Raw genomic sequence first — 20,310 nt, 5'->3', positions numbered from 1 at the left:
CTAATTAAGTGGCATGTCGCTCATAACAATACTGGGCTAATATCCTTCCACACATAAACCAATAGATTCATTTCAGCACCAGCCATTTTGATTTTTTCGGTTTTAAGCAAGTCAGCACCAAATGCCTCATAGAAGTATCGAGATTTATTGTCTTCAAGCACCTCCACAAAAATAGTCTTAAATCCCAGTGCCTCGAATTTTAAAAATAACTCTTTGATGAGTTTCTTTCCTATCCCCATTTTTTGAAAATTTTCGAGGATATAGATAGCAGTTAAATCACCCGAATTCTCGACTTGGTTTTTTTCCCTTTTCCCGCCATCTATAAATCCAACTATTTTTCCCTCGCTATTTTCTGCGACATAAACATATTTTCCATCGCTAGTTATATTCTTAATCCATAGGTCTTTCCTTTTCTCATAAGAAAGTTTATCTAAAAAATCACTCGGAATTATATTCTTATAAGTAGTTCGCCAGCAATCCACATGGACTATTGCTATCCCTTCCGCATCTGAAACCGTTGCCTCTCTTATTAACATAGTGGTTCCTCCTTTTTTAAGGTTGCTATACTTCCTATTTTTTACTGATATTATCCATTTTGCAAGTTACTGGCTTTTAACAATGAAAGTTTTGTTGTTAATATTTAACTTTATATGATACTCTTGCCTATAGTTTGTTTAATGTAGGAGAAGGTATGAGATGAAGCAGATTTTCCGTAGTAAAACATTTTATTTAATAATCTTCTTTGTTACCTTGGGGATTGTGCTAGTTTTTAATAATGACAATGAACCGACTGAATTAACTGAAGAAGATTTTTTTACAACTTTAGAGGATGGAAAAGTGACATTTTTAGAGTTGAAGCCCCAAAAAAGTGTTTTTGAAATAAGCGGTCGGCTGATAGGGTATGAAAAGGATCAATACTTTATCGCGTCTGTCCCAAATAGTGAAATTTCGCTAGATAGAATCAATAATGCTGCCGAGGAACATGATATAGAAAAAATTGAGGTTACGCCAGAAGACGTAGAGACAAGTGGATGGGTCACTCTTATTACAACGACCATTCCGTTCATGATCATTTTCATCCTGATTTTTGTTAGTTTTCTATTTCTATTTGTCATGAAAAGAATGAAACATTCTAAATGATTAAAAACTCGCCGTTCCAATTGGGAATGGCGAGTTTTCTTATTAACAAGAGTTGAAAATGGTAATTCCATTTTAGATAGTTTAAGAGATTTCGTTTAATTTATTGACAATTTAAAATATTGCTGTTATTTTAATGTTACCGGTAACATATAGATAACAAGAGGGGGTCGGCCTGATGATTGATGCACATCAGCATTTTTGGAGAATTGACCGAGGTGATTACTCTTGGCTTACAAATGATATGGGAGTCCTTTATCGGGATTATCTTCCCGACGATTTATCGCCCTTAATACATAAGAATGATATTTCGGGTACCGTCCTTGTGCAAGCGGCTCCAACCTATGAAGAGACTTTATTTCTATTATCCTTGTATGACCGCCATGACTGGATATATGGTGTGGTGGGCTGGCTTGACTTATCTGCTCCATCATTCCCGGAGCAATTGGATTCTTTAATGACACGACCGGGAATTGTTGGTTTACGCCCTATGTTGCAGGATCTGGAAGACAGTGCTTGGATTTTACAGGAACAAGTGGTGGAGAATTTGAAACAGCTTATTCGATATGATCTTCCACTGGATTTGTTGATTAATCATAAACATTTTTCATCTGTTTTAACATTGATGAAAACGCTTCCTAACCTAAAGGCCGTCATCGACCATATGGCTAAACCGAATATATCAGCAGGGGGATTAAACAAATGGCAAGAAGAAATGAATACTTTGTCACAGTTTCCGAACATTTGGTGCAAACTGTCGGGTTTATTGACCCAAGCTGATCCTGCAATGTGGAAGGTGGAAGACTTTAAGCCATACATACAACATATTGTTCGGGCATTCGGGCCGGACCGATTACTTTTCGGCAGCGATTGGCCTGTATGTTTATCAGCTGGGGGCTATGAAGACGCAGTGAGGGTCATTAAAGGGAATTTACCGGAAACTTTAACACAAGCTGAAGTGGATGGGATATTTTCTGGAAATGCTGAAGCCTTTTACAAACTAAAAGAAAGGGGAGAGCGAAATGGGCCAGTTAGCTTATGAACAGGACGTTACAAGCATCGTCATGTCTGATCAGGATAATGTAGCTACTTCATTGAAAGATGTAAAAGAAGGGGAAACATTACTCTATGTCATCAATGGTCAAAAAATGGAAGTGGAAGCAAAGCGTTCGATTCCTTTTGGGCATAAAATCGCAATCAAACCGATTCAGCGATCGGCGACGGTCATCAAATATGGAGAAGTAATCGGTGCAGCCACGATGGATATCGAGCCTGGTGAACATGTCCACATACATAATATTGAGGGAATCAGAGGAAGAGGAGATAAGGCGGAAGGGGAGCAAACACAATGAGCATGATAAAAGGGTATCGCCGTTCAAATGGCAAATTTGGAATCCGTAATCATCTATTGATCATCCCTACCGTCATTTGTGCCAATCATGTGGCCAACAGAATCCAGCAAGCTGTACCGGAATCAGTGGCCATTCCGCATCAGCATGGATGCAGCCAGATTGGTGATGACAAAGAACGTACACATAAACTTCTTGGCGGAATGGGGAAAAACCCGAACGTTGGTGCGGTTCTGTTAATTAGCTTGGGCTGTGAGGTGATTGATGCCAAGGTATTGAAACAGGAAATTGAAGAAGAAACGGGAAAGCCTGTGGAGTGGCTTGATATCCAAGATGCAGGTGGGACGATAAACGCGATTAAGAAGGGGACTGAAGTGGCGAAGGGTCTATTTCTGGAACTCGAAAAAGTGCCGCAAGTGGATGCCCCCATTTCAGAATTGATAGTAGGTGTGAAATGCGGCGGTTCAGATGCTACATCCGGTCTGTGCAGCAATCCCGCTTTAGGGAAAACGGCTGATCAGCTCTTGAAACAGGGCGGAACGATCGTAATGGGCGAAACCACGGAAATCATCGGAGCTGAACATATTGTCGCCCAAAAAGCAGTGAGCGAAGAAGTGGCCAAGAAACTATATGCATATGTTGATAGATTCGAAAAAGAAGTGGAACGCATCGGGGCAGATATGCGTGGCGGAAACCCAAGCCCGGGCAATATTGAGGGCGGGCTCTCGACCATCGAGGAAAAATCGCTTGGCTGCATCAGTAAAGCAGGTACGGCCCCATTGAATGATGTCTTATCATTTGCAGAAGAAATCCCGGGTAATGGCTATTACTTCATGGATTCCCCGGGGAATGATATCGAGTGTGTTTCAGGCATGGCGGCCGCCGGTGTGCATATGGTCTGCTTTACTACAGGAAGAGGGACACCAACAGGGAACCCGATTATCCCGGTCATCAAAATAACGGGAAATGAACATACGGCAATCAAGATGATCGATAACATCGATATTGATACAAGCCCAGTCATGAAAGGAAAAGAAACGACGGAGGAAGCGGGAAATCGCATTTTTAAAACGATTGCTAAAACAGCCCAAGGTGAACTGACAAAGGCGGAAATTCTGGGACATCAGGAATTCAGCATCAGCCGGATCAGCATCAGCCTTTAGAAACAGATAGGAAAAGGGAGGAGAATTCATATGGGTAAATTGAATAATCGAACAGCACTTGTCACAGGAGGCAGCCGGGGAATCGGTGCAGCGATTGTCATGAGATTGGCTGAAGAAGGTGCCAATGTGGCTATCAATTATACATCGCCAGGTTCATTTGAAAAAGCGAAGGCTTTAAAAGAAAAAGTAGAATCCGAGTTTCATATCCAAGCGATCGTCGTGAAAGCGAACGTTGGGGTGAAGGAAGATGTCGATGCCATGATCGATGAAGTGGAAAAAGAGTTGGGAACGGTGGATATTCTAGTGAATAATGCTGGTATTGCACCGTTTGAGCCTTTTTTGAGCCTTTCGGAAGAGACATGGGATGATACGTATCGGACCAATGTGAAATCAATCTTTTTGACGACGCAAAGAGCGGCGAAGCGAATGATTGAAAATAAATATGGCAAGATCATCAATATTACATCAACGGCTAGCGTCCTTGTCACGAGTCCGGTCATTCCCCACTATATTTCATCGAAGGCAGCTGCCTCGCATTTAACGAAGGCATTGGCGATTGAGCTAGGCAAATACAATATCAATGTGAATGCTGTCGGCCCAAGCACCGTTGCGACGGATATGTGTGAGGAATATTTGGAGGATCCGCAAATTCTCGCAAAAGAGATTGAAGCCAATCCGATGAAGAGACTTGGGACCGAAAAGCAAATTGGTGATTCCGTCGTATTTTTGGCATCCGATGAAGCCATGCAAATCAACGGGCATCTGTTAATGGTGGATGGCGGTTTAACGGTGAAAGCGGCGCAGCCTGAAGACCATATGAATCATGAACAGGAGGTAACGTCATGAGACTGCAAAATAAAATCGCTGTCATCACTGGCGGGGGAAGCGGGATAGGAAAGGAATCAGCCCGTTTATTCGCTAAAGAAGGTGCATTTGTCGTCATTACCGATATTCATGCAGTAAATGGGCAGGGCACCGTTTCTGAAATAGAGGAAGCTGGCGGGAAAGCGGCGTTTTATGAGGTGGATGTAACGAATCCGGAAGCGGTTCAATCCGCAATCTCCCAGATCATCGAAACCTATAAGAGAATAGACATATTATTCAACAATGCCGGAATCTCAAACGTAGGCAGGGTGGACGAAGTGGAACCGGATGTGTGGGACCGCATCATGAGCGTGAATGTGAAGGGGGTTTATCTGCCTTCTAAATATACGATTCCTTATATGATGGAACAAAAGAGCGGGGTCGTTATCAATATGTCATCATGTGCAGCGGAAATGGGTCTCGTGAAACGTGCCGCATACTCTGCAACGAAAGGCGCTGTACTGGCTTTAACGAAAGCGATGCAAGTGGATTATGCACCTTATAATATTCGGGTGAACGCTTTATTGCCGGGTACTATCTTGACACCGTTCGTCGAAAATTACTTGAAAACTTCATATGACGATCCTGAGGTTGCCATCGGCACGATCAAGAAAAGACAATTGAGCGGCGATTTGGGCAGACCTGGTGATGTAGCAAAAGCGGCACTGTTCTTAGCTTCGGATGAGTCTGCGTTCATGATGGGATCGCCTCTATATATTGATGGCGGGGTTGTTTTCGGGAAAAATGCATAAAAGGGGGAAGAAACGTTGAAATTGGCTACTTTTATTAAAGATGAACAGCAGAAACTTGCCGTTCAAATTGAGGATCAGTTAATAGATATCGAAGAAACGGCGAAGAGGAATGAATGGAACCAAATCGTGTCGGATGTGATGCAAGTGATAAACTTCAGCCAATCCGAACGGGACGAATTTGAAACTAAGGTCCATGAAGCTGTCAGAGAAGGAATGGCAGCCGTAATTGAAGAGAAAGGGCTCACATTCGGTCCCAGTGTAACAAAGCCGCATAAAATCATTTGTGTTGGGTTGAATTACAAAAGACATGCAGATGAAACCAATGCACCGTATCCTGAAGTGCCAATCTTATTTAACAAGTTTGATAATACATTAACGGGTCACGGATGTGAGATTGCCATACCAAGTGTAACGAATGAACTGGACTATGAAGTGGAACTCGGAATCGTGATCGGCAAAAAGACAAAAAACGTTTCCGAAGAAGCAGCACTCTCCCATGTGTTCGGGTATTGTACGGTCAACGATTTGTCGGCAAGAGATCTGCAAATGAGGACGCCGCAATGGCTGCTTGGGAAAACCTGTGATGATTTCAGTCCTGTTGGTCCTTACCTGGTAACAGCGGACGAAGTGGGGAATCCAAACGACCTGCAATTGAAAACGTATGTTAATGAAGAACTAAGACAGAATTCCAATACATCAGATATGATCTTTTCATGTGCGGAAATCATCAGTTATATTTCCAAGCATATGACATTGGAACCGGGGGATCTTATATTGACAGGTACACCTGAAGGAGTCGTATTGGGCTTACCGGCCGAACAGCGTGTTTTTATTCAGCCAGGGGATGTGGTCACCGTTGAAATCGAAAAACTGGGATCACTCACGAACACATTCGTGGCTGAAAGCGAAGAGGCTTTGACGAATGCTTAAAGGAATTCCGCCAATACTTTCTCCTGAATTGATGAAGATCATGATGGAGATGGGGCACGGTGATGAAATCGTACTTGCAGACGGGAATTATCCGGCTGCAAGTCATTCAAACCGGATCATCGACGGTCATGGACATGGCGTGGCCGACTTCCTGCAAGCGATATTGGCATTCTTTCCACTCGATACGTATGTGACACATCCCGTCATATTGATGAATCCTGTGGAAGGCGATGAAAAAAGCCCTGTAATCTGGAAGAGTTATGAAGATATAATGAAAAAAACGAACGATATTCCTATCAAGATCGGAAAACTGGAACGAATGGACTTTTACGAACGAAGTAAAGCGGCCTATGCCATTATCGCAACTAGTGAACGAGCACAGTATGCGAATCTCATATTGAAAAAAGGTGTACTTTAATTTACTAAAAGGAGTGATTGATTTGCAAAAGATTCCGAATATTATGTATGTTTATGCGATTTTTGGCGGGTTGGCCGGACTATTATATGGTTTCGATTCCGGTGCCATTTCTCCAGCGATTCCATTCATCACCGAAGAGTTTGGACTAAGCCCGTCAGGTCAAGGATTGATAGTAAGTTTCCTGCTATTAGGGGCATTGCCTGCTATAGTCCTTTCCACTTCACTATCTAAGGTGCTTGGAAGGAAATCACTCCTGATTGGAGCGGGCATCACATTCATCGTCGGGTCGATTGGTTGTGCCTTCGCTACAAATGTAAGCGTTTTAATTGCATCACGGTTCATCCTGGGAATCGGCTGCGGAATAGCCAATATGTGTTCACTTATTTATTTGGTGGAATTGGCTCCTCCTAAAATCAGGGGATTGATCGGCGCTTTATATCAACTAAGTGTAAACGTCGGGATTTTGAGTGCTTACATAGTGGGGGCTTCCTTCTCCGCTAGCGGATCTTGGAGAATCATGCTCGGAATCGGGATCATTCCAGCAGCAATCTTCACATTTGGAATGCTTATCTCACCGGAAAGCCCACGGTGGCTCATGGCTGCAGGAAAGGAAGACCGTGCAAGGAAGGTCTTGATGAAACTAAGGGGAACGAAGCAAGAAGTGGAAGCTGAAATAAGTGATATCAATCATTCCCTTAAACAGCAAAGCGTAGGATTCAAACATTTAGTACACCAATATAAAAAAATATTGAATATGAATTTCATCTTAACATTCTTCCAAGTCTTCACGGGAATCAATGCCGTTGTATACTTTGCCCCGATCATTTTCGACGGGGTTGAAATCAACGGATGGAGCGGTTCCAATATAGCAAACTTCGGAATCGGGACGGCCTTGGTCGTTTCCACTGCCATCTCGTTATTCATCGTTGATAAACTAGGCAGAAAAACGCTGCTAATCTACAGTATTGGCGGTCAGGTCCTGCCACTGATTGGATTGGCACTATTTTCGGATTATACAATCTTCAGTATGGTTTGTGTGTTCTTATATGTCTTCGCATTCGGAATCGGCCTTGGCCCTGTCTTCTGGCTATTCATACCGGAAGTGCTGCCATTGCAGGCAAGAGCGATTGGAATGGGAGTCATCACCTTTTTACAATACACATTGAACTTCCTTTTTTCATACACGTTCCCTCCACTGTTAAGTGTCATTGGCAATAACGTCTTTCTCATCTATGCGGTCTTATCAGTGGTAGCTTGCGTATTCATACACTATAAAACTCCTGAAACAAAAGGGAAATCATTGGAGGAAATTGAAGAATACTGGCGTGAACAAGATTTGGCAAAGGCGATTAAACCTGCTTGAGTCCGGCATGCGCAGTCGTGGTGAGTTGTGACTTCTGCAAAAAAAGGGATAAACATATAATTTGATATTGAAGATTGCAGAATAGTTTGATAGAATGAAATAAATGAAAAAGACTATGTGCAACTGGCGAAACACGGATAACCGTGAGGGAACACATAGTGTCGTAGCCGTTCGCCTGGGCAGAGGTAAGGGATTTTATCCCTTGCCTCTTTCTGTATATTAACAGATAGTGAAGGTTTAAAGTCAGTATTTTGAAATTTCAAAACTATCATATTCAAAAGAGGAGCAAACAAAATGAGCACAATTCTTTTAGAAAAAGTGAAAACGATCAAGGCGTTAAATAATATTGCCGAAAGCGGACTGAATGTATTCAACAAAGGGGATTTTACGGTTGATAATGACAGTGAAAACCCTGATGCAATCGTTCTTCGCAGCTTTAACATGCATACTATGGAATTCGGCGATCAGCTAAAGGCAATTGCAAGGGCAGGGGCTGGAGTCAATAATATTCCGGTCGACAAATGTACCGAGCAAGGAATTGTCGTTTTCAATACACCTGGTGCTAACGCAAACGCTGTAAAAGAAATGGTGCTGACGACATTAATGGCTTCATCTCGTAACCTTTTTGCAGGTGTGGCTTGGACAAAGACACTGGAAGGCGAAGGAGAACAAATTCCAAAGCTTGTTGAAGCAGGAAAGAAACAATTCGTTGGTAAAGAAATCAAGGGAAAAACTCTTGGCGTAATCGGTTTAGGAGCGATCGGTGCACTTGTAGCGAATGATGCGCTTGATTTGGATATGGATGTCATTGGTTTTGACCCGTTCATCTCTGTTGATACAGCTTGGAATTTGTCACGCAATGTACAGCGCGCCATGACGATTGAAGAATTGTTTGCAGAATCTGATTATATTACAGTACACGTTCCATTAACTGACGACACAAGAGGAATGTTCAACCAAGAAACATTCAGCATCATGAAGCCGGGCGTACATATCTTGAATTTCTCACGCGGCGAGCTAGTGAATGAAAATGATATGCAAGCTGCACTTGAAAGCGGAAAAGTAGGCAAGTTCATTACTGACTTCCCGAATGAAAACGTGTTGAAAATGAAAAATGTCGTTCCAATTCCGCATCTAGGTGCCTCTACGCTAGAGTCAGAGGAAAACTGTGCGATCATGGCAGCTCGTCAGTTGAAGAGCTTTTTAGAAACAGGGAACATCAAGAACTCTGTGAATTTCCCGAACACTTCCCTTCCTTATACAGGAAACCGTCGTGTGGCAACTTTCCACGAAAACGTTCCGAACATGGTTGGGCAAATCACGCTGGCTGTATCAAGCTTTAATCTGAATATCGCTGACATGGTTAACAGAAGCCGTGGGGGATATGCCTATACGATCATCGACATTGACGGTGAAGTAAACGGCGATATCATTCCTGGATTGGAAGAAAAAATCAAACAAATCGAAGGCATCGTTACAACTCGTATTATCTAATTGGAACCGGAAGAAAGATGATTAATAGTGAAAGCCTCAATTCCTTAAGGGAATTGAGGCTTTTTTAGGCTTTGTTTATTAAACTAAAAATCTGTCAGGGTTTCACCTCCGTTTTTTCTTCATAATGTACAAACAACATCAAGTAGAGTGCGAATAGAAGGTGCAAATAAAGTGGAATATCCTTATCGTTTTGAATGGCAACAAATACGTAAATTCCATATAGCAAAATAGGAATGGTTAAAAGGATTCTGAGCTTAGTCATATGCCATCCTCCCATTTATCCTCAAATATTAATACATCAAGCATTTGAGCCACTTGAAAATCCTTTTCTGCTATTGCATTTATTAAACTTGTACAATTATTTTCCCTAAGAACATCTGCTAATAATTGTAAATCCATTGTCATTATTGCTGGTTTCATAGTTTCATCCTCCTAACTATCTAAATATTCTGTCACTTCTATTAATACAATAGTATGAAGTACAGAGAAAATGCTGTCAATCTATATTCCATCTGTACTCATTTTAAGTTAACGGATTCATAATTTATCTACCAAAATAACTATCTCATATACATATCTACTTAGTGAGATAGGCAAAACGGTACCCAACAGGGGAAGCATTGCGATTAGCTGAACGCCAGGGAGCAACTTGCTGCGAACCTGAATCAATGGAGTCGCTGGTGTGCCTCCTTGCTTCCGTTCACTTCAGCGCATCTAAGTAAAAGAATCGCCCCTAATCCAGAGACGATTCCCTATCTTTCTTAAACACCCTTTCTACAAAAAAGGATTACCCTATATTGTTCTTCCTCAAAAATTCTGATGCTGATGAAGGATATTCGATGTTAAAAAAGCTCCAACAGGAGGCAATTGCCCGGTATACGCATTACCGCTAACTGGAAATTGATTTTGAGCTATATCAGTAGTGGCAATCCATGATCCAGACTCACCTGCTTGCAGAGAGGGAGGCTTCATAAGAAAACGTCCTTGAAGAATGAAATGTCGAATTCTACTCTGTTGATCATCAATTATGGTCAAGTTGCCAGAGAAAGTGGCATAAGGTGAATCAAATGCGATTTGTTTGGTGCTTTCATTCCAAAATCCATTAATCGGAATGGGTCTGCCACGAAAATTAACCGTACCAACCACCCTATTATCTATAATGGAATTAATGGTAAGTGTGCCCCAAATAATCGTCCTGCCAGCTATTGATGAGTGGATACCCCATACAGATGGGTATGGAAAGCTAACTGAAGCAGTTCCCTGTGAAGTTACCAATGCTATGCCCTCCCTTAAAGATCATGTACTGAGGATGCTTCCTTGTTTAAAGGAACAATCCAGTATATGCAGCACGAGCGGAATAATTTAATAAACAAAGGTGAAGTACTGTAAATGCATTCTCTCAGATTCATAAAAATATCCATAAAATTATCCGGTCTTCAATTGAAAACCGGACTTTAAATAAATATTTTAATGATGATGTTCATGACTTTCTTCTTGTTTTTGGATTCCTTTTTGCAAGAACTTCAATTCACTTTCAGACAGTTTTCCTACGATAAACTGTTTTTGAGGCATAATGATTGAACCACCGTTACTAGCATGTATTCTTATATAGTATAGGCCATCACTATCAAAGTTTTTACTTAGAGAATAAGTACCGTTTCCCTCTTCCTCAGCCTGTTCCATACTATATTTGAGCGAGCCATCTTGTTTCCATATCTCAAAATGAACAAAATCTGCGTTTTCAACCATTTTACCACCTTGAGTAAGAACAGCCTTTATGGTCTCCTGTGTTTTAGCTGAAAAGGATGCTGGTATAATTATTTCAGCTTCAAGCGGTGTTTCTTTTTTGTATAGATCAGTGACATCCTTTTCAAGTGAACAAGCACTTAGGAATGTGCTGAAAATAAAGATTAATGAAATACATATAGTTTTTTTCACTGCAAAAGCCACCCTTTACATTTCGAATTATGCATTCAAAAACTTTTTGACTGCAGATATTCTGTTAATGATTAACCAGTCAATTAGCCAAACAACAATAAGGGACAAACCAACCAAAGGAAACAAAATTCCTAGACCTATTAACAGAAATAAAAAGGATTTCATGTTCTTTATAGGAGGAGCTTTTGGTGCACCTAATCCTTTTTTCGGCTTTCGCTTCCACCATAAATAAAAACCACTAAATGCAACGAGCATGATTCCTAAACAAATAAAAAGGCTGAATATTTGGTTAATCAAACCAAATTGAGTCCCTTTATGCAAGGTAATTCCCCAAGCAACTATTTTTCCTATTAAACCGTAATGATCATAACGATAATCAGCTAGAACTGCACCGGAATATTGGTCAATATGTATGGTCGCTTCTTCTTGTGCTCTTGGTGGAAAAGCTGACAATGTATATACGCCATCTTTTTCTTGTGGAATATTTATGCTATAACTTGGGTGCATCCCCTCACGATTCGCTATCGTAACTACATCATCTATGGACAGTGGGATAAAACCTTGAATATCTGAGAGAGGTACATCTAAATTTTCTGCTGCCCAAGGAACATCTGCAATGTCTTTTGTCTTGATTGAGGATGTTGGAGCATTTCCTGTCCATATGGAAGGAGGGTACCCAGATCCAGAATTGGTAGTTAACGATTGAAAATTACTTCCCCAAAAACCTGACCAAGGCAATCCTGTCATGATTAAAAATAACATGCCCGCAGTTATCCAAAAGGCAGGTACTGCATGTAAATCTCTTCTAAAAGTATTCTTTCCTTTATTTAGTCTTGGAAAAAGAACACCTGAAAGGCTTTGCTTCTTTTTTGGATACCATAAATAAAAACCAGAGACAATTAACACAACTGCCCAACACGCAGCTAACTCTACAATTCTATCTCCTAAGGTGCCAGCCATCAGTTCACCATGAATTTCCTCTATTTTATCCATGATTCTGTCTTCATCATTTAACTCTCCAATAGATTTACCTGTATACGGGTCCATGAAAATCGTAAGAGACTCATTATTAGAAGTGATGCTTACTTCGCTCGAACGAGAGGCACTTTCTCCGGGATGATACTTTGTCACCACTGCATCAGGGTATAGTTCCTTCACACTCTCAATCTGCTGGGATGCCGGTAATTTATCTCCTTGCGGTGTAACCTCTTGGTAGTCTTGGTAAAGCAAGTGTTCAATCTGCGGCGTAAATAAATAGATTGAGCCAGTAACTGCCAGAATAATAAGTAAGGGTGCAAAAATAATTCCAGCGTAAAAATGCCATCTCCATACTGTTCTATACAGAGAGGTGTTTGGTTGTTTAGTTTCCATTTATACAGAACCTCCGAGTCGTACTATTAAATTCACTATATAGATGATAAAAGAAAATTGTGAGAAAAATATGAAATTTATTTAAAAAAAGGAAGTTTGTATTTGTTAAAGAGTAATTAAGTCATATTGACTAAGAAGAACAACTGTAACTAAGGAGTGAACTTCCTGAGAAAGGGTTAGCAAGAAGTGGAGCAGGAAGGAATGGAGGGAAATGAGGTAGTTGCGGCGAAAGTAGTCTATAGAAATGTGTTGAAGATAGGAAGAGCAGCAAATGTGAACGGATCAGATAAACAGCTAATGAGCATGAAGAACGTGTTAAGAGAAGCGGTTTGAAAAACCAAATGATAATAGATCGTAAAAAAACATGGAGGAGTGACGCATATGCATAAAAAAGGTTGTTCCAAATTGAAGTGTCAGTGTTTCATCGTACCTAACTATATTCTTGAGAATTTGGCACAAAATGAAGTGGAAGAAGCACGGATCAGTTTAGCGAAAAGCCGTCAAATGCGCAGGCGCAGAATATTGAAAGAATACGATATTGACGGTGTTGTCGCACTAACGGATGCAGGATCTGGACGTCAAGGTGAGTCTGCCCGCCATGTTTACGATTGCAAGGGAGGAACGAAACTCCGGGAGAATAAGGCTAGGAAAGAAGGAGACCGATCAAGTGCAGATCCTATTGTTAATGCTGCATATGATTATAGCGGAGTTGTGCGTGATTATTTCAAGGATGTTTTGCACCGTAATTCAATTGATAACCAAGGTCTTGATCTCATTCTGAACGTTCATTATGGCAATAAATTCACGAATGCTTATTGGGACGGAGATGAAATGGTATTTGGTGACGGCGATGGGGTCATCTTTAGCAATTTTGCCAATTCACTCGATGTAATTGGACATGAATTGACACATGGGGTTACGCAGTTCACAAGTGGATTGGAGTATGAAGGTCAGTCCGGGGCATTGAACGAACATCTTTCAGATGTGTTTGGAGTTGCCATAAAACAATTTCACTTAAAGCAAACAGCAGGAGATGCCGATTGGCTAATCGGTGCTGATATAATGGGACCGACACTGAAAGGGCAGGCACTCCGTTCGATGAAAGCACCAGGTACGGCATTTGACAATAAGTTAATGGGTAAAGATATTCAGCCTGATCATATGAAGAACTTCTATAAGGGAGAACGCGATAATCATGGTGTCCATATCAATAGCGGCATACCAAACAAAGCCTTTTATCTAGTATCGATGGAGATTGGAACGGACAAAGCGGCATTGATCTGGTTTCATGCGATGCAGAATTTATTTGCGACGGCGAATTTCAATCAATTTGTGCAAATTGTCATCAAGGCAGCGCAAAAACTTGTTGATAGCGGCGATGTTACGAAAACGGCGATCAAGACAATTGAAAATGCTTTTAAAGCGGTTGGACTGCCTGAGTAGTCATATTCCATGAATAGGAGGCTCCATCTACCATGCATATCAAATTTAGCTGCATAGGGGGATTTGCCAACCTCGACTTGAATTTTCAGATAGATACAGAGAAATTGCCGAAAGAGAAAAATGAGGAATTGCAGAACTTAATGAAGACAGCTGACTTACCTAATGCTAGCCAAAGTAAAATGGCTGGAGCTAAAGCGCAAGGGTTCGACGCGTTTTCATACCAGCTGGATATAGCCGATGAAAAGAAGAAGCAGTCTTACTCATTTACTGACATAACAGCTCCAGAGGAAGTAAGACCCTTATTGGATTATTTACGGAATTTAGCAATTGAAATAAAAATGGCAGAATAACCAAGAAAAAAGTCTATCATCACGATAGACTTGAGTTTGTAGACAAAAGGGTTTTTATCTAAATTTTAAAACAGAGTTGATTGGAACGGAAGGTGCGAGACTCCTGCGGGAAAAGCGCGTCAAGGGGAGACCCCACAGGCGCAAAAGCGCCGAGGAGGCTCCCGGACCGCCCGCGGAAAGCGAGTGCCTGGAGTGGAAATCGACGTTCCAGGTTTTATAAACCTAAATAAAAATTGAGACTAACTTGTTCTACATTGAGTTTGTCTACAGTCTGAAGTCTATCATCACAATAGACTTTTTTTGTTGTCTTGAAATTTCACAAAAATGTCATTTTATTTCACTTTTATATGAATTTTGACTGTTTGTTCTCTAATTGGACATATATTAACAAGAATATAGCAATTTAGAACAGCAGATTTTAAAAGGAAATTCGAAAGTATAGACCTTTGATGGGATTTTGTAAAGAGTCAGCCAATCAAACAGGAGATGCAGTCAAAAAAGGGAATGAATTTTGAAAGAGGGAAAATTAGATGGATTTTACAAAAAAATCATAAAATAGGATAATAGTCGCATGGAGGTGAATGACATATCAAGAAATGAAAGTGACGATAGACGGAAATAAAAACCCCTAGGTGAGTACGTCCTGGAAGACATCACCTAAGGGCTTGGGAGCAGGAGTATACCTGCCTCTATATCCAGTATACTCCAAAAAAAATGAATAGGGAAATGGGGAGTGAATGGAAGGATGATACGAAAAAACTATTTATTGAATAAGGAAACGGTGGGATTGTTGGAGTGTTATGATTCCAATGGTGTGGAGATGTCCACGGTAGTGGAGGGAGAAAGCACATTCCATGTTGCCCAACCGCGCCAGGAAATCCTGAATAACACGTTAAACTACTTTGGGTTGGATCTGGATGGCGGACTTGCAGCAGCCAAATCCGTGCTTGGCGGAAAATACAGGCTGCCAGTCTGCATAAACGCCCAGCAGGGAATGGTCTGGTTCTCCTCCCGCTCATTCCGGAAAAGAAGAGGAGTCTGGTTTTCCTACATCCACATTCGTGACTTAGAGGAAATGAACGAAAAAGAAACGCTGGTCCACACAAGCTATGGACATTGCCTTCCTGTATCATTATGCAAAAATCAGCTCGCCTTCAAAAGGGACCAAGCATCCTATCTGCATACGACCTTCCATGAACGCTCAATGGGCAAAAAGACCTTTTATTACGAACCGGGAAGCGGAATCACCTTTTGCAAAGAACCCGGGGAGATCCATTACAGGGTGAAAGGTAAGGAATAAGTTGAGAGGAAGACCGCCGAAATGGCGGTCTTTTTCTTAGGATTAGATAAAGTGAGAGCGGGTTTTATTATAGTAAACTCTAACTATATAAATATAGTTATTGTAAAAAATGAACTGATACATTATGATTAGTAAATAGTTAATATTTAGGAAAGGGAGTACATATTTTGAAAAGATTATTTGCTATTTTACTATCTTTTGGACTAGTATTGGGTCTCTCGTTTGGCGCGAATGATGTTGCCGGTGCCAAAACAAAGGTGAAGACGTATAAAAACTGTACAGCATTGAATAAAGACTACAAAGGAGGCGTAGCTCGTACATCTTCCGTTAAAAATAAAGGAGGAAAAACGAAATACAAGCCTCACGTTTCAAAGGCGCTATATGATGCCAATAAAAAAAGCGATCGTGACAAAGACTTGATCGCTTGCGAAAAATAAGGATTATTCTGAGAGACCCTTTTAAAAGAAGGTCTCTTTAGTTTGTAGACAAAAGGGGTACCATCTGAATTTTTAAACAAAGTTGAATGGAACGGAAGGTACGAGACTCCTGCGGGAAAAGCGTGTCCAAGGGAAGACCCCACAGGTGCTAAGAGAGCCGAGGAGGCTCCCGGACCGCCCGCGGAAAGCGAGTGCCTGGAGAGGAAAGTTCATTTTTGTACAAACTAAAAACGGAAGCTAAAGCCGATACAGGTCTTTAGCTTTTTTCTCGTGGGTTATCTTTCAAACCGCCCAAAATGTGTATTTTCCCGATTTATAAGTGCGTCCCCAAGATTGATTCTGCTCATAAGTCTTTCATGGTCCGAAGGAAAACGTTCTTTAACATTTGCAACACCCTCTGTTGTTGGGATATTACCATTAGGCATAGGACGTTCTTCTCTTTGAAATCCGGGGTTCAAACTATCATTAATCATCACAGGTCTGTCAATTGTATTGTTGTCATCAATATTAGTAAGGTCTCTACGTGTATTAAGGTTCCCGGCATTATTATTTGGATCATTGTTATTATCTTGTGGCATATATTTCACTCCTTCGCTTATATTATCCGCTAATGGCATTAATCTATTCGCACGCTGTACTTATCCCTTATTAAACAATCCTATCTTTTCTAATCCGCAATAACGCCTATTCTCTTGAATGGTCAACAAGTACGAAGGGTCAAAAGGTTTTTTTATGCTTTTGAAAAAACTTCTAAATATTATGATTGACTTACATTTTAATTTGTCTTACAATTTCAATGTAAATAGTCGAAAGATTCAATCAAATGGAAGGAGAACTTTCTTAAGAGCTAATTCACTTCAACATGAAGCATGACAACATAATGCGCGTTAACTTTATGTCAATTCCGGAAATGACGTAAAGTTCTGTCATAATTTCAATATCTGAATGTCTAGAGTTATCAAAGTATTATTGCTTTAGAAAAAATGAAAGCGAATACATACTCTTTGGAATGGAGTGAATAACTTGAAAAATCAATCAAATCTTGCTGAATCCACTGTGATTGCTCCGGAGGTCGTAAGTAAGAAAACAAATTTCTTCACGAAATTTAAAACATCCTATGGTCCGGGAATCCTTGCCGTGTTAACGTGGCTTGGAGCCGGTGATCTGGTGACGTCTTCTGTTGCCGGGGCGGATTATGGATATAGTTTAATGTGGATTTTAGCGCTGTCATTAATCCTTCGTTTTCTTATCGTTAATGTTATCGCCCGGTTCCAGCTTTGTAACACAGAGGGGTTAACCATACTTGAAGGCTATGGACGTATCCACCCATTTTTCGGTTACTTCATGTTTGGTTATGCATTAATCATGGGCCATCTGTTTAATGCCTATATGATTAAGGGAGCGGGAGAGGTATTATCGACCCTATTCCAAGTCAATCAGCCATTCTTAGCTTCAATGGTAGTTGTAGGATTAGTTTTTATGCTTATTGGCAGGAATATTTATAATAGAATTGAAAGTGTAATGAAGGTGCTTTTGGCATTATTGACGATTGCCTTCTTGTTCCTGGCCATTCAAGCTACACCGGATGTGGGGCAAATCATTAAAGGAACAGTTGGTTTTAGCATTCCAAGTGATACTGGCGTTCATGGAGCATTATTGGTGGCGATTTCAATTATCGGTGCAGTTGCAGGATCGATTTCGAACTTTGTTCATCCATATTTCATGAAGGAAAAGGGCTGGACGAAACCGAGTCATCTAAAGGTTCAAAGAAATGATTTACTGTTTGCCATCGGAGTTTGCATTGTAATCAACTTAGCCATTTGGGTGGTTGGCGCAGAAATTTTAAAACCGAATGGAATTCATGTCGAAACGATTGATGACTTGGCAATGGCATTACAAATGTCGTTAGGACAATTTGGCTGGTACATTTTCTATCTTGGTGTATTTGGCGTATTGTTTGCGAGTGTAGTAGGCAAGTCAACTGGTTTTCCTAGATTGATAGTAGATGCCTTTTACGTAATAAATAAGGATCGTCGCGAAAAGTACAATGGTAAATATGAAAAAGATCCAATGTATAAATGGGTTATGATTTTTGTATTGGTCACGCCAATCATTTGGTCCATTCCCGGCATGCCTGGTTTCATCGCATTGACAATTGGCGTAAATGCAATAAACATAATCGGTTTTCCGATTATCGCAATTGGCATGCTGGTGCTATCAAATAAAAAAAGCTTGATGGGAAAATATAAAAACAATTGGTTTGAAAATATTATTCTATCTTTAGCTTCCATTTTAGCGGTTTGGTCCGCAATTCAATTAGCTACAACCTTTTTTTAAATAATGGTAGATTATAGGTAGAGCGCAAAACATAAAGGCTATGTCGACATTTGATCCCGATAGGGTCCTACTTTATTGGAAGTGAGGTATCAATGATGAAACCAAAAGTAATCGTCTATAAGAAAGTGGATCAAAAAGTGTTGGATTATATTCAAGAGACTTGTGATGTCGTTTATTTTGAGGGTCTTGATTCACAAAACTATCCTGAATTTCTTCAGGAGCTGAAGAACGCACAAGGTATATTAGGTTCAGGATTAAAGGTGGATAAAGCTTTACTGGATCAAGCACCGCAATTAAAAATCGTCTGTAATTCATCGGTTGGATACGACAATTTGGATGTAACCGAGCTGACCAATCGCGGAATCATGGCTACGAACACTCCCGAGGTATTGAATGAGACAGTCGCAGATACGATTATGGGCTTGATGCTGTCCATAGCAAGAAGAATGCCAGAGATGGATCAAATGGTAAAGTCAGGGCAATGGACATCGAATATCGGAGAAAAATCGTTTGGGTTGGACGTCCATCATAAAGTATTAGGCATTATCGGAATGGGCGGAATCGGCTCTGCCGTTTCAAAAAGGGCCCGTTTTGGGTTCGATATGAACATCTTATATCACAACAGATCCAGAAATGAAGAAGCAGAACAAAAGTATGGAGCTACATACTGTTCTCTGGAAGATCTGTTAAAGCAATCTGATTTTGTCTGCTTGATGACACCGCTAACTCCTCAAACTGAAAAGATGATGGGGGAAAAAGAATTCAAGCTCATGAAAGAGTCCGCCATCTTCATCAATTGTTCAAGAGGGAAAACAGTGGATGAAGAAGCCCTGATCGATGCGCTAAAAACCGGTGAAATTCACGCGGCAGGGCTGGATGTCTTTGTACAGGAGCCCGTCCAGGAAGACAACCCGCTGCTTTCCATGAAGAATGTCGTCACTTTGCCTCATATCGGTTCCGCAACATATGAAACCCGCAAGAAAATGGCGATGCTGGCCGCAACCAACCTTGTCGCCGGATTACAGGGAGAAACTCCACCTACCTTGATCAAAGCCGGGGTAAAGGTAAAGTGATCTTTTATAAATTAAGCTGGATAGCCTTATTTGGGGCTATCCAGCTTTTTAGTTTCGGATTATTCAGTATTTTACTCATCCCGCAGAACAAACAAGCCCTCTCTATAATGGAGGGCTTCGGCTGTAGATAATCTCGTTAATATTGATTTCCACTCCAGGCACTCGCTTTCCGCGGGTGGTCCGGGAGCCTCCTCGGCGCTGCCTGCGGGGTCTCCCTTTGACGCACTATTCCCGCAGGAGTCTCGCGCCTTCCGTTTCAATCACATTTGAATGACAGTTTTTTCGTTTTCTGTAGTTTACTTATTCCATCGCTTTAACTTTGGGATACCTCTAGTAAAAAACTTAGCAATAAATTTAGGCATTTTCATATTTTCCATCAAATGATTTTGGACAAATTTTTGCATTTCTATCGTAGTAATATTTTGAGTGAATTCACCATTTATATAACAATGACTACAATATTTAGTGCTTTTACTACCATCTTTTTCAGTTCCTCCACCTAATTCATCTTTAGAAAGCGGCATTCCACAACTTTGACATGCTTTATATTTTTTCATTATAAATTCTCCTGCAAAAAGTTTTTTTCTAAAC

The 20,310-nt window shown here is 40.8% G+C and carries 25 protein-coding genes and 1 riboswitch; of the genes, 17 read left to right on the top strand and 8 right to left on the bottom strand.

Annotated features, from left to right (window positions below; translation table 11 throughout):
• Nucleotides 1–20: 20 nt before the first annotated feature.
• A complete protein-coding gene (locus OSJ91_RS22830) occupies nt 21–536 on the bottom strand; it encodes a GNAT family N-acetyltransferase (protein WP_350300088.1) in 516 nt (171 codons plus the stop codon).
• A 160-nt stretch (nt 537–696) separates the two neighbouring features.
• Between OSJ91_RS22830 and OSJ91_RS22825 the strand changes: the two genes are divergently transcribed.
• From OSJ91_RS22825 to OSJ91_RS22780, 10 genes are all read left to right on the top strand, one after another.
• Entirely contained in the window at nt 697–1,140 is a 444-nt protein-coding gene (locus OSJ91_RS22825) for an ATP-dependent metallopeptidase FtsH/Yme1/Tma family protein (protein ID WP_350300087.1), read from the top strand.
• A gap of 175 nt (nt 1,141–1,315) precedes the next feature.
• A complete protein-coding gene (locus tag OSJ91_RS22820) occupies nt 1,316–2,179 on the top strand; it encodes an amidohydrolase family protein (protein WP_350300086.1) in 864 nt (287 codons plus the stop codon).
• Complete coding sequence (locus tag OSJ91_RS22815) at nt 2,160–2,489, top strand: UxaA family hydrolase (protein WP_350300085.1); 330 nt, start codon at nt 2,160–2,162, stop codon at nt 2,487–2,489. The genes OSJ91_RS22820 and OSJ91_RS22815 overlap by 20 nt, the downstream gene beginning before the upstream one ends.
• Nucleotides 2,486–3,649, top strand: a complete 1,164-nt coding sequence (locus OSJ91_RS22810) for a UxaA family hydrolase (protein WP_485890500.1) — start codon at nt 2,486–2,488, stop codon at nt 3,647–3,649. The genes OSJ91_RS22815 and OSJ91_RS22810 overlap by 4 nt, the downstream gene beginning before the upstream one ends.
• A gap of 30 nt (nt 3,650–3,679) precedes the next feature.
• Nucleotides 3,680–4,495 carry an SDR family NAD(P)-dependent oxidoreductase gene (locus tag OSJ91_RS22805; protein WP_350300083.1) on the top strand — a complete coding sequence of 272 codons (816 nt, stop codon included), beginning with the start codon at nt 3,680–3,682 and terminating at the stop codon, nt 4,493–4,495.
• On the top strand, nt 4,492–5,265 hold the full coding sequence (locus OSJ91_RS22800) for an SDR family NAD(P)-dependent oxidoreductase (RefSeq protein ID WP_350300082.1): 774 nt from the start codon (nt 4,492–4,494) through the stop codon (nt 5,263–5,265). Before OSJ91_RS22805 ends, OSJ91_RS22800 begins: the two co-directional genes overlap by 4 nt.
• Before the next feature lie 15 nt (nt 5,266–5,280).
• Nucleotides 5,281–6,195 carry a fumarylacetoacetate hydrolase family protein gene (locus tag OSJ91_RS22795; RefSeq protein WP_485890499.1) on the top strand — a complete coding sequence of 305 codons (915 nt, stop codon included), beginning with the start codon at nt 5,281–5,283 and terminating at the stop codon, nt 6,193–6,195.
• Entirely contained in the window at nt 6,188–6,613 is a 426-nt protein-coding gene (locus OSJ91_RS22790) for an RbsD/FucU family protein (protein ID WP_413019559.1), read from the top strand. The genes OSJ91_RS22795 and OSJ91_RS22790 overlap by 8 nt, the downstream gene beginning before the upstream one ends.
• 22 nt (nt 6,614–6,635) lie before the next feature.
• Nucleotides 6,636–7,976 carry a sugar porter family MFS transporter gene (locus OSJ91_RS22785; RefSeq protein WP_350300079.1) on the top strand — a complete coding sequence of 447 codons (1,341 nt, stop codon included), beginning with the start codon at nt 6,636–6,638 and terminating at the stop codon, nt 7,974–7,976.
• A gap of 109 nt (nt 7,977–8,085) precedes the next feature.
• A riboswitch (ZMP/ZTP riboswitch) is annotated at nt 8,086–8,164 on the top strand.
• A 106-nt stretch (nt 8,165–8,270) separates the two neighbouring features.
• Entirely contained in the window at nt 8,271–9,470 is a 1,200-nt protein-coding gene (locus OSJ91_RS22780) for a phosphoglycerate dehydrogenase (protein WP_413019557.1), read from the top strand.
• Nucleotides 9,471–9,564: 94 nt separating this feature from the next.
• Here the strand turns inward: OSJ91_RS22780 and OSJ91_RS22775 are convergent, their stop codons facing one another.
• The 5 genes from OSJ91_RS22775 to OSJ91_RS22755 all read right to left on the bottom strand — a co-directional run bounded on the left by OSJ91_RS22775 (nt 9,565) and on the right by OSJ91_RS22755 (nt 12,779).
• Nucleotides 9,565–9,732 (bottom strand): hypothetical protein, encoded by a 168-nt coding sequence (locus OSJ91_RS22775; protein ID WP_170971670.1) that lies wholly within the window; start codon nt 9,730–9,732, stop codon nt 9,565–9,567.
• Complete coding sequence (locus tag OSJ91_RS22770) at nt 9,729–9,890, bottom strand: hypothetical protein (RefSeq protein ID WP_350300077.1); 162 nt, start codon at nt 9,888–9,890, stop codon at nt 9,729–9,731. The genes OSJ91_RS22775 and OSJ91_RS22770 overlap by 4 nt, the downstream gene beginning before the upstream one ends.
• A gap of 387 nt (nt 9,891–10,277) precedes the next feature.
• Nucleotides 10,278–10,745 (bottom strand): hypothetical protein, encoded by a 468-nt coding sequence (locus OSJ91_RS22765; protein ID WP_350300076.1) that lies wholly within the window; start codon nt 10,743–10,745, stop codon nt 10,278–10,280.
• A 192-nt stretch (nt 10,746–10,937) separates the two neighbouring features.
• Nucleotides 10,938–11,408 (bottom strand): FixH family protein, encoded by a 471-nt coding sequence (locus tag OSJ91_RS22760; RefSeq protein WP_485890498.1) that lies wholly within the window; start codon nt 11,406–11,408, stop codon nt 10,938–10,940.
• Between the two features lie 27 nt (nt 11,409–11,435).
• On the bottom strand, nt 11,436–12,779 hold the full coding sequence (locus OSJ91_RS22755; protein WP_485890497.1) for a PepSY-associated TM helix domain-containing protein: 1,344 nt from the start codon (nt 12,777–12,779) through the stop codon (nt 11,436–11,438).
• 201 nt (nt 12,780–12,980) lie between these two features.
• Between OSJ91_RS22755 and OSJ91_RS22750 the strand changes: the two genes are divergently transcribed.
• The 5 genes from OSJ91_RS22750 to OSJ91_RS22730 all read left to right on the top strand — a co-directional run bounded on the left by OSJ91_RS22750 (nt 12,981) and on the right by OSJ91_RS22730 (nt 16,309).
• The gene (locus OSJ91_RS22750) at nt 12,981–13,112 is read left to right on the top strand and encodes a hypothetical protein (RefSeq protein WP_350300073.1); all 132 of its coding nucleotides are present in this window, start codon (nt 12,981–12,983) and stop codon (nt 13,110–13,112) included.
• A gap of 48 nt (nt 13,113–13,160) precedes the next feature.
• Entirely contained in the window at nt 13,161–14,222 is a 1,062-nt protein-coding gene (locus tag OSJ91_RS22745) for a M4 family metallopeptidase (RefSeq protein WP_485890496.1), read from the top strand.
• Nucleotides 14,223–14,254: 32 nt separating this feature from the next.
• Entirely contained in the window at nt 14,255–14,572 is a 318-nt protein-coding gene (locus OSJ91_RS22740; protein ID WP_350300071.1) for a protealysin inhibitor emfourin, read from the top strand.
• A gap of 745 nt (nt 14,573–15,317) precedes the next feature.
• Nucleotides 15,318–15,872: a competence protein ComK gene (locus tag OSJ91_RS22735; protein WP_485890495.1), complete on the top strand. Its 555-nt coding sequence runs from the start codon at nt 15,318–15,320 to the stop codon at nt 15,870–15,872.
• A gap of 167 nt (nt 15,873–16,039) precedes the next feature.
• The gene (locus tag OSJ91_RS22730) at nt 16,040–16,309 is read left to right on the top strand and encodes an excalibur calcium-binding domain-containing protein (protein WP_098370146.1); all 270 of its coding nucleotides are present in this window, start codon (nt 16,040–16,042) and stop codon (nt 16,307–16,309) included.
• A 275-nt stretch (nt 16,310–16,584) separates the two neighbouring features.
• On the opposite strand, the gene OSJ91_RS22725 is transcribed toward OSJ91_RS22730, so the two are convergent.
• Nucleotides 16,585–16,887 (bottom strand): hypothetical protein, encoded by a 303-nt coding sequence (locus OSJ91_RS22725; protein ID WP_485890494.1) that lies wholly within the window; start codon nt 16,885–16,887, stop codon nt 16,585–16,587.
• Nucleotides 16,888–17,332: 445 nt separating this feature from the next.
• Here OSJ91_RS22725 and OSJ91_RS22720 point away from each other — a divergent pair, with 445 nt between their 5' ends.
• Together OSJ91_RS22720 and OSJ91_RS22715 are read left to right on the top strand one after the other, a co-directional pair.
• Nucleotides 17,333–18,646 (top strand): Nramp family divalent metal transporter, encoded by a 1,314-nt coding sequence (locus OSJ91_RS22720; protein ID WP_350300068.1) that lies wholly within the window; start codon nt 17,333–17,335, stop codon nt 18,644–18,646.
• A 95-nt stretch (nt 18,647–18,741) separates the two neighbouring features.
• Nucleotides 18,742–19,719: a 2-hydroxyacid dehydrogenase gene (locus tag OSJ91_RS22715; protein WP_485891935.1), complete on the top strand. Its 978-nt coding sequence runs from the start codon at nt 18,742–18,744 to the stop codon at nt 19,717–19,719.
• Between the two features lie 296 nt (nt 19,720–20,015).
• Here the strand turns inward: OSJ91_RS22715 and OSJ91_RS22710 are convergent, their stop codons facing one another.
• Nucleotides 20,016–20,276 (bottom strand): zinc ribbon domain-containing protein, encoded by a 261-nt coding sequence (locus tag OSJ91_RS22710; RefSeq protein WP_485890493.1) that lies wholly within the window; start codon nt 20,274–20,276, stop codon nt 20,016–20,018.
• Between the last annotated feature and the right edge of the window lie 34 nt (nt 20,277–20,310).

The organism is Bacillus sp. T-10(2022), assembly GCF_056502895.1.
The sequence above is the reverse complement of the archived record's forward strand: the minus strand, read 5'-3'. Positions and strand labels throughout refer to the sequence as shown.

Coding starts and splice junctions, on each gene's coding strand:
- OSJ91_RS22750 (WP_350300073.1), top strand. CDS start 12,981: ATGGAGGGAAATGAGGTAGTTGCGGCGAAAGTAGTCTATAGAAATGTG.
- OSJ91_RS22780 (WP_413019557.1), top strand. CDS start 8,271: ATGAGCACAATTCTTTTAGAAAAAGTGAAAACGATCAAGGCGTTAAAT.
- OSJ91_RS22715 (WP_485891935.1), top strand. CDS start 18,742: ATGAAACCAAAAGTAATCGTCTATAAGAAAGTGGATCAAAAAGTGTTG.
- OSJ91_RS22740 (WP_350300071.1), top strand. CDS start 14,255: ATGCATATCAAATTTAGCTGCATAGGGGGATTTGCCAACCTCGACTTG.
- OSJ91_RS22790 (WP_413019559.1), top strand. CDS start 6,188: ATGCTTAAAGGAATTCCGCCAATACTTTCTCCTGAATTGATGAAGATC.
- OSJ91_RS22735 (WP_485890495.1), top strand. CDS start 15,318: ATGATACGAAAAAACTATTTATTGAATAAGGAAACGGTGGGATTGTTG.
- OSJ91_RS22815 (WP_350300085.1), top strand. CDS start 2,160: ATGGGCCAGTTAGCTTATGAACAGGACGTTACAAGCATCGTCATGTCT.
- OSJ91_RS22755 (WP_485890497.1), bottom strand. CDS start 12,779: ATGGAAACTAAACAACCAAACACCTCTCTGTATAGAACAGTATGGAGA.
- OSJ91_RS22830 (WP_350300088.1), bottom strand. CDS start 536: ATGTTAATAAGAGAGGCAACGGTTTCAGATGCGGAAGGGATAGCAATA.
- OSJ91_RS22825 (WP_350300087.1), top strand. CDS start 697: ATGAAGCAGATTTTCCGTAGTAAAACATTTTATTTAATAATCTTCTTT.
- OSJ91_RS22800 (WP_350300082.1), top strand. CDS start 4,492: ATGAGACTGCAAAATAAAATCGCTGTCATCACTGGCGGGGGAAGCGGG.
- OSJ91_RS22820 (WP_350300086.1), top strand. CDS start 1,316: ATGATTGATGCACATCAGCATTTTTGGAGAATTGACCGAGGTGATTAC.
- OSJ91_RS22710 (WP_485890493.1), bottom strand. CDS start 20,276: ATGAAAAAATATAAAGCATGTCAAAGTTGTGGAATGCCGCTTTCTAAA.
- OSJ91_RS22775 (WP_170971670.1), bottom strand. CDS start 9,732: ATGACTAAGCTCAGAATCCTTTTAACCATTCCTATTTTGCTATATGGA.
- OSJ91_RS22810 (WP_485890500.1), top strand. CDS start 2,486: ATGAGCATGATAAAAGGGTATCGCCGTTCAAATGGCAAATTTGGAATC.
- OSJ91_RS22770 (WP_350300077.1), bottom strand. CDS start 9,890: ATGAAACCAGCAATAATGACAATGGATTTACAATTATTAGCAGATGTT.
- OSJ91_RS22805 (WP_350300083.1), top strand. CDS start 3,680: ATGGGTAAATTGAATAATCGAACAGCACTTGTCACAGGAGGCAGCCGG.
- OSJ91_RS22725 (WP_485890494.1), bottom strand. CDS start 16,887: ATGCCACAAGATAATAACAATGATCCAAATAATAATGCCGGGAACCTT.
- OSJ91_RS22745 (WP_485890496.1), top strand. CDS start 13,161: ATGCATAAAAAAGGTTGTTCCAAATTGAAGTGTCAGTGTTTCATCGTA.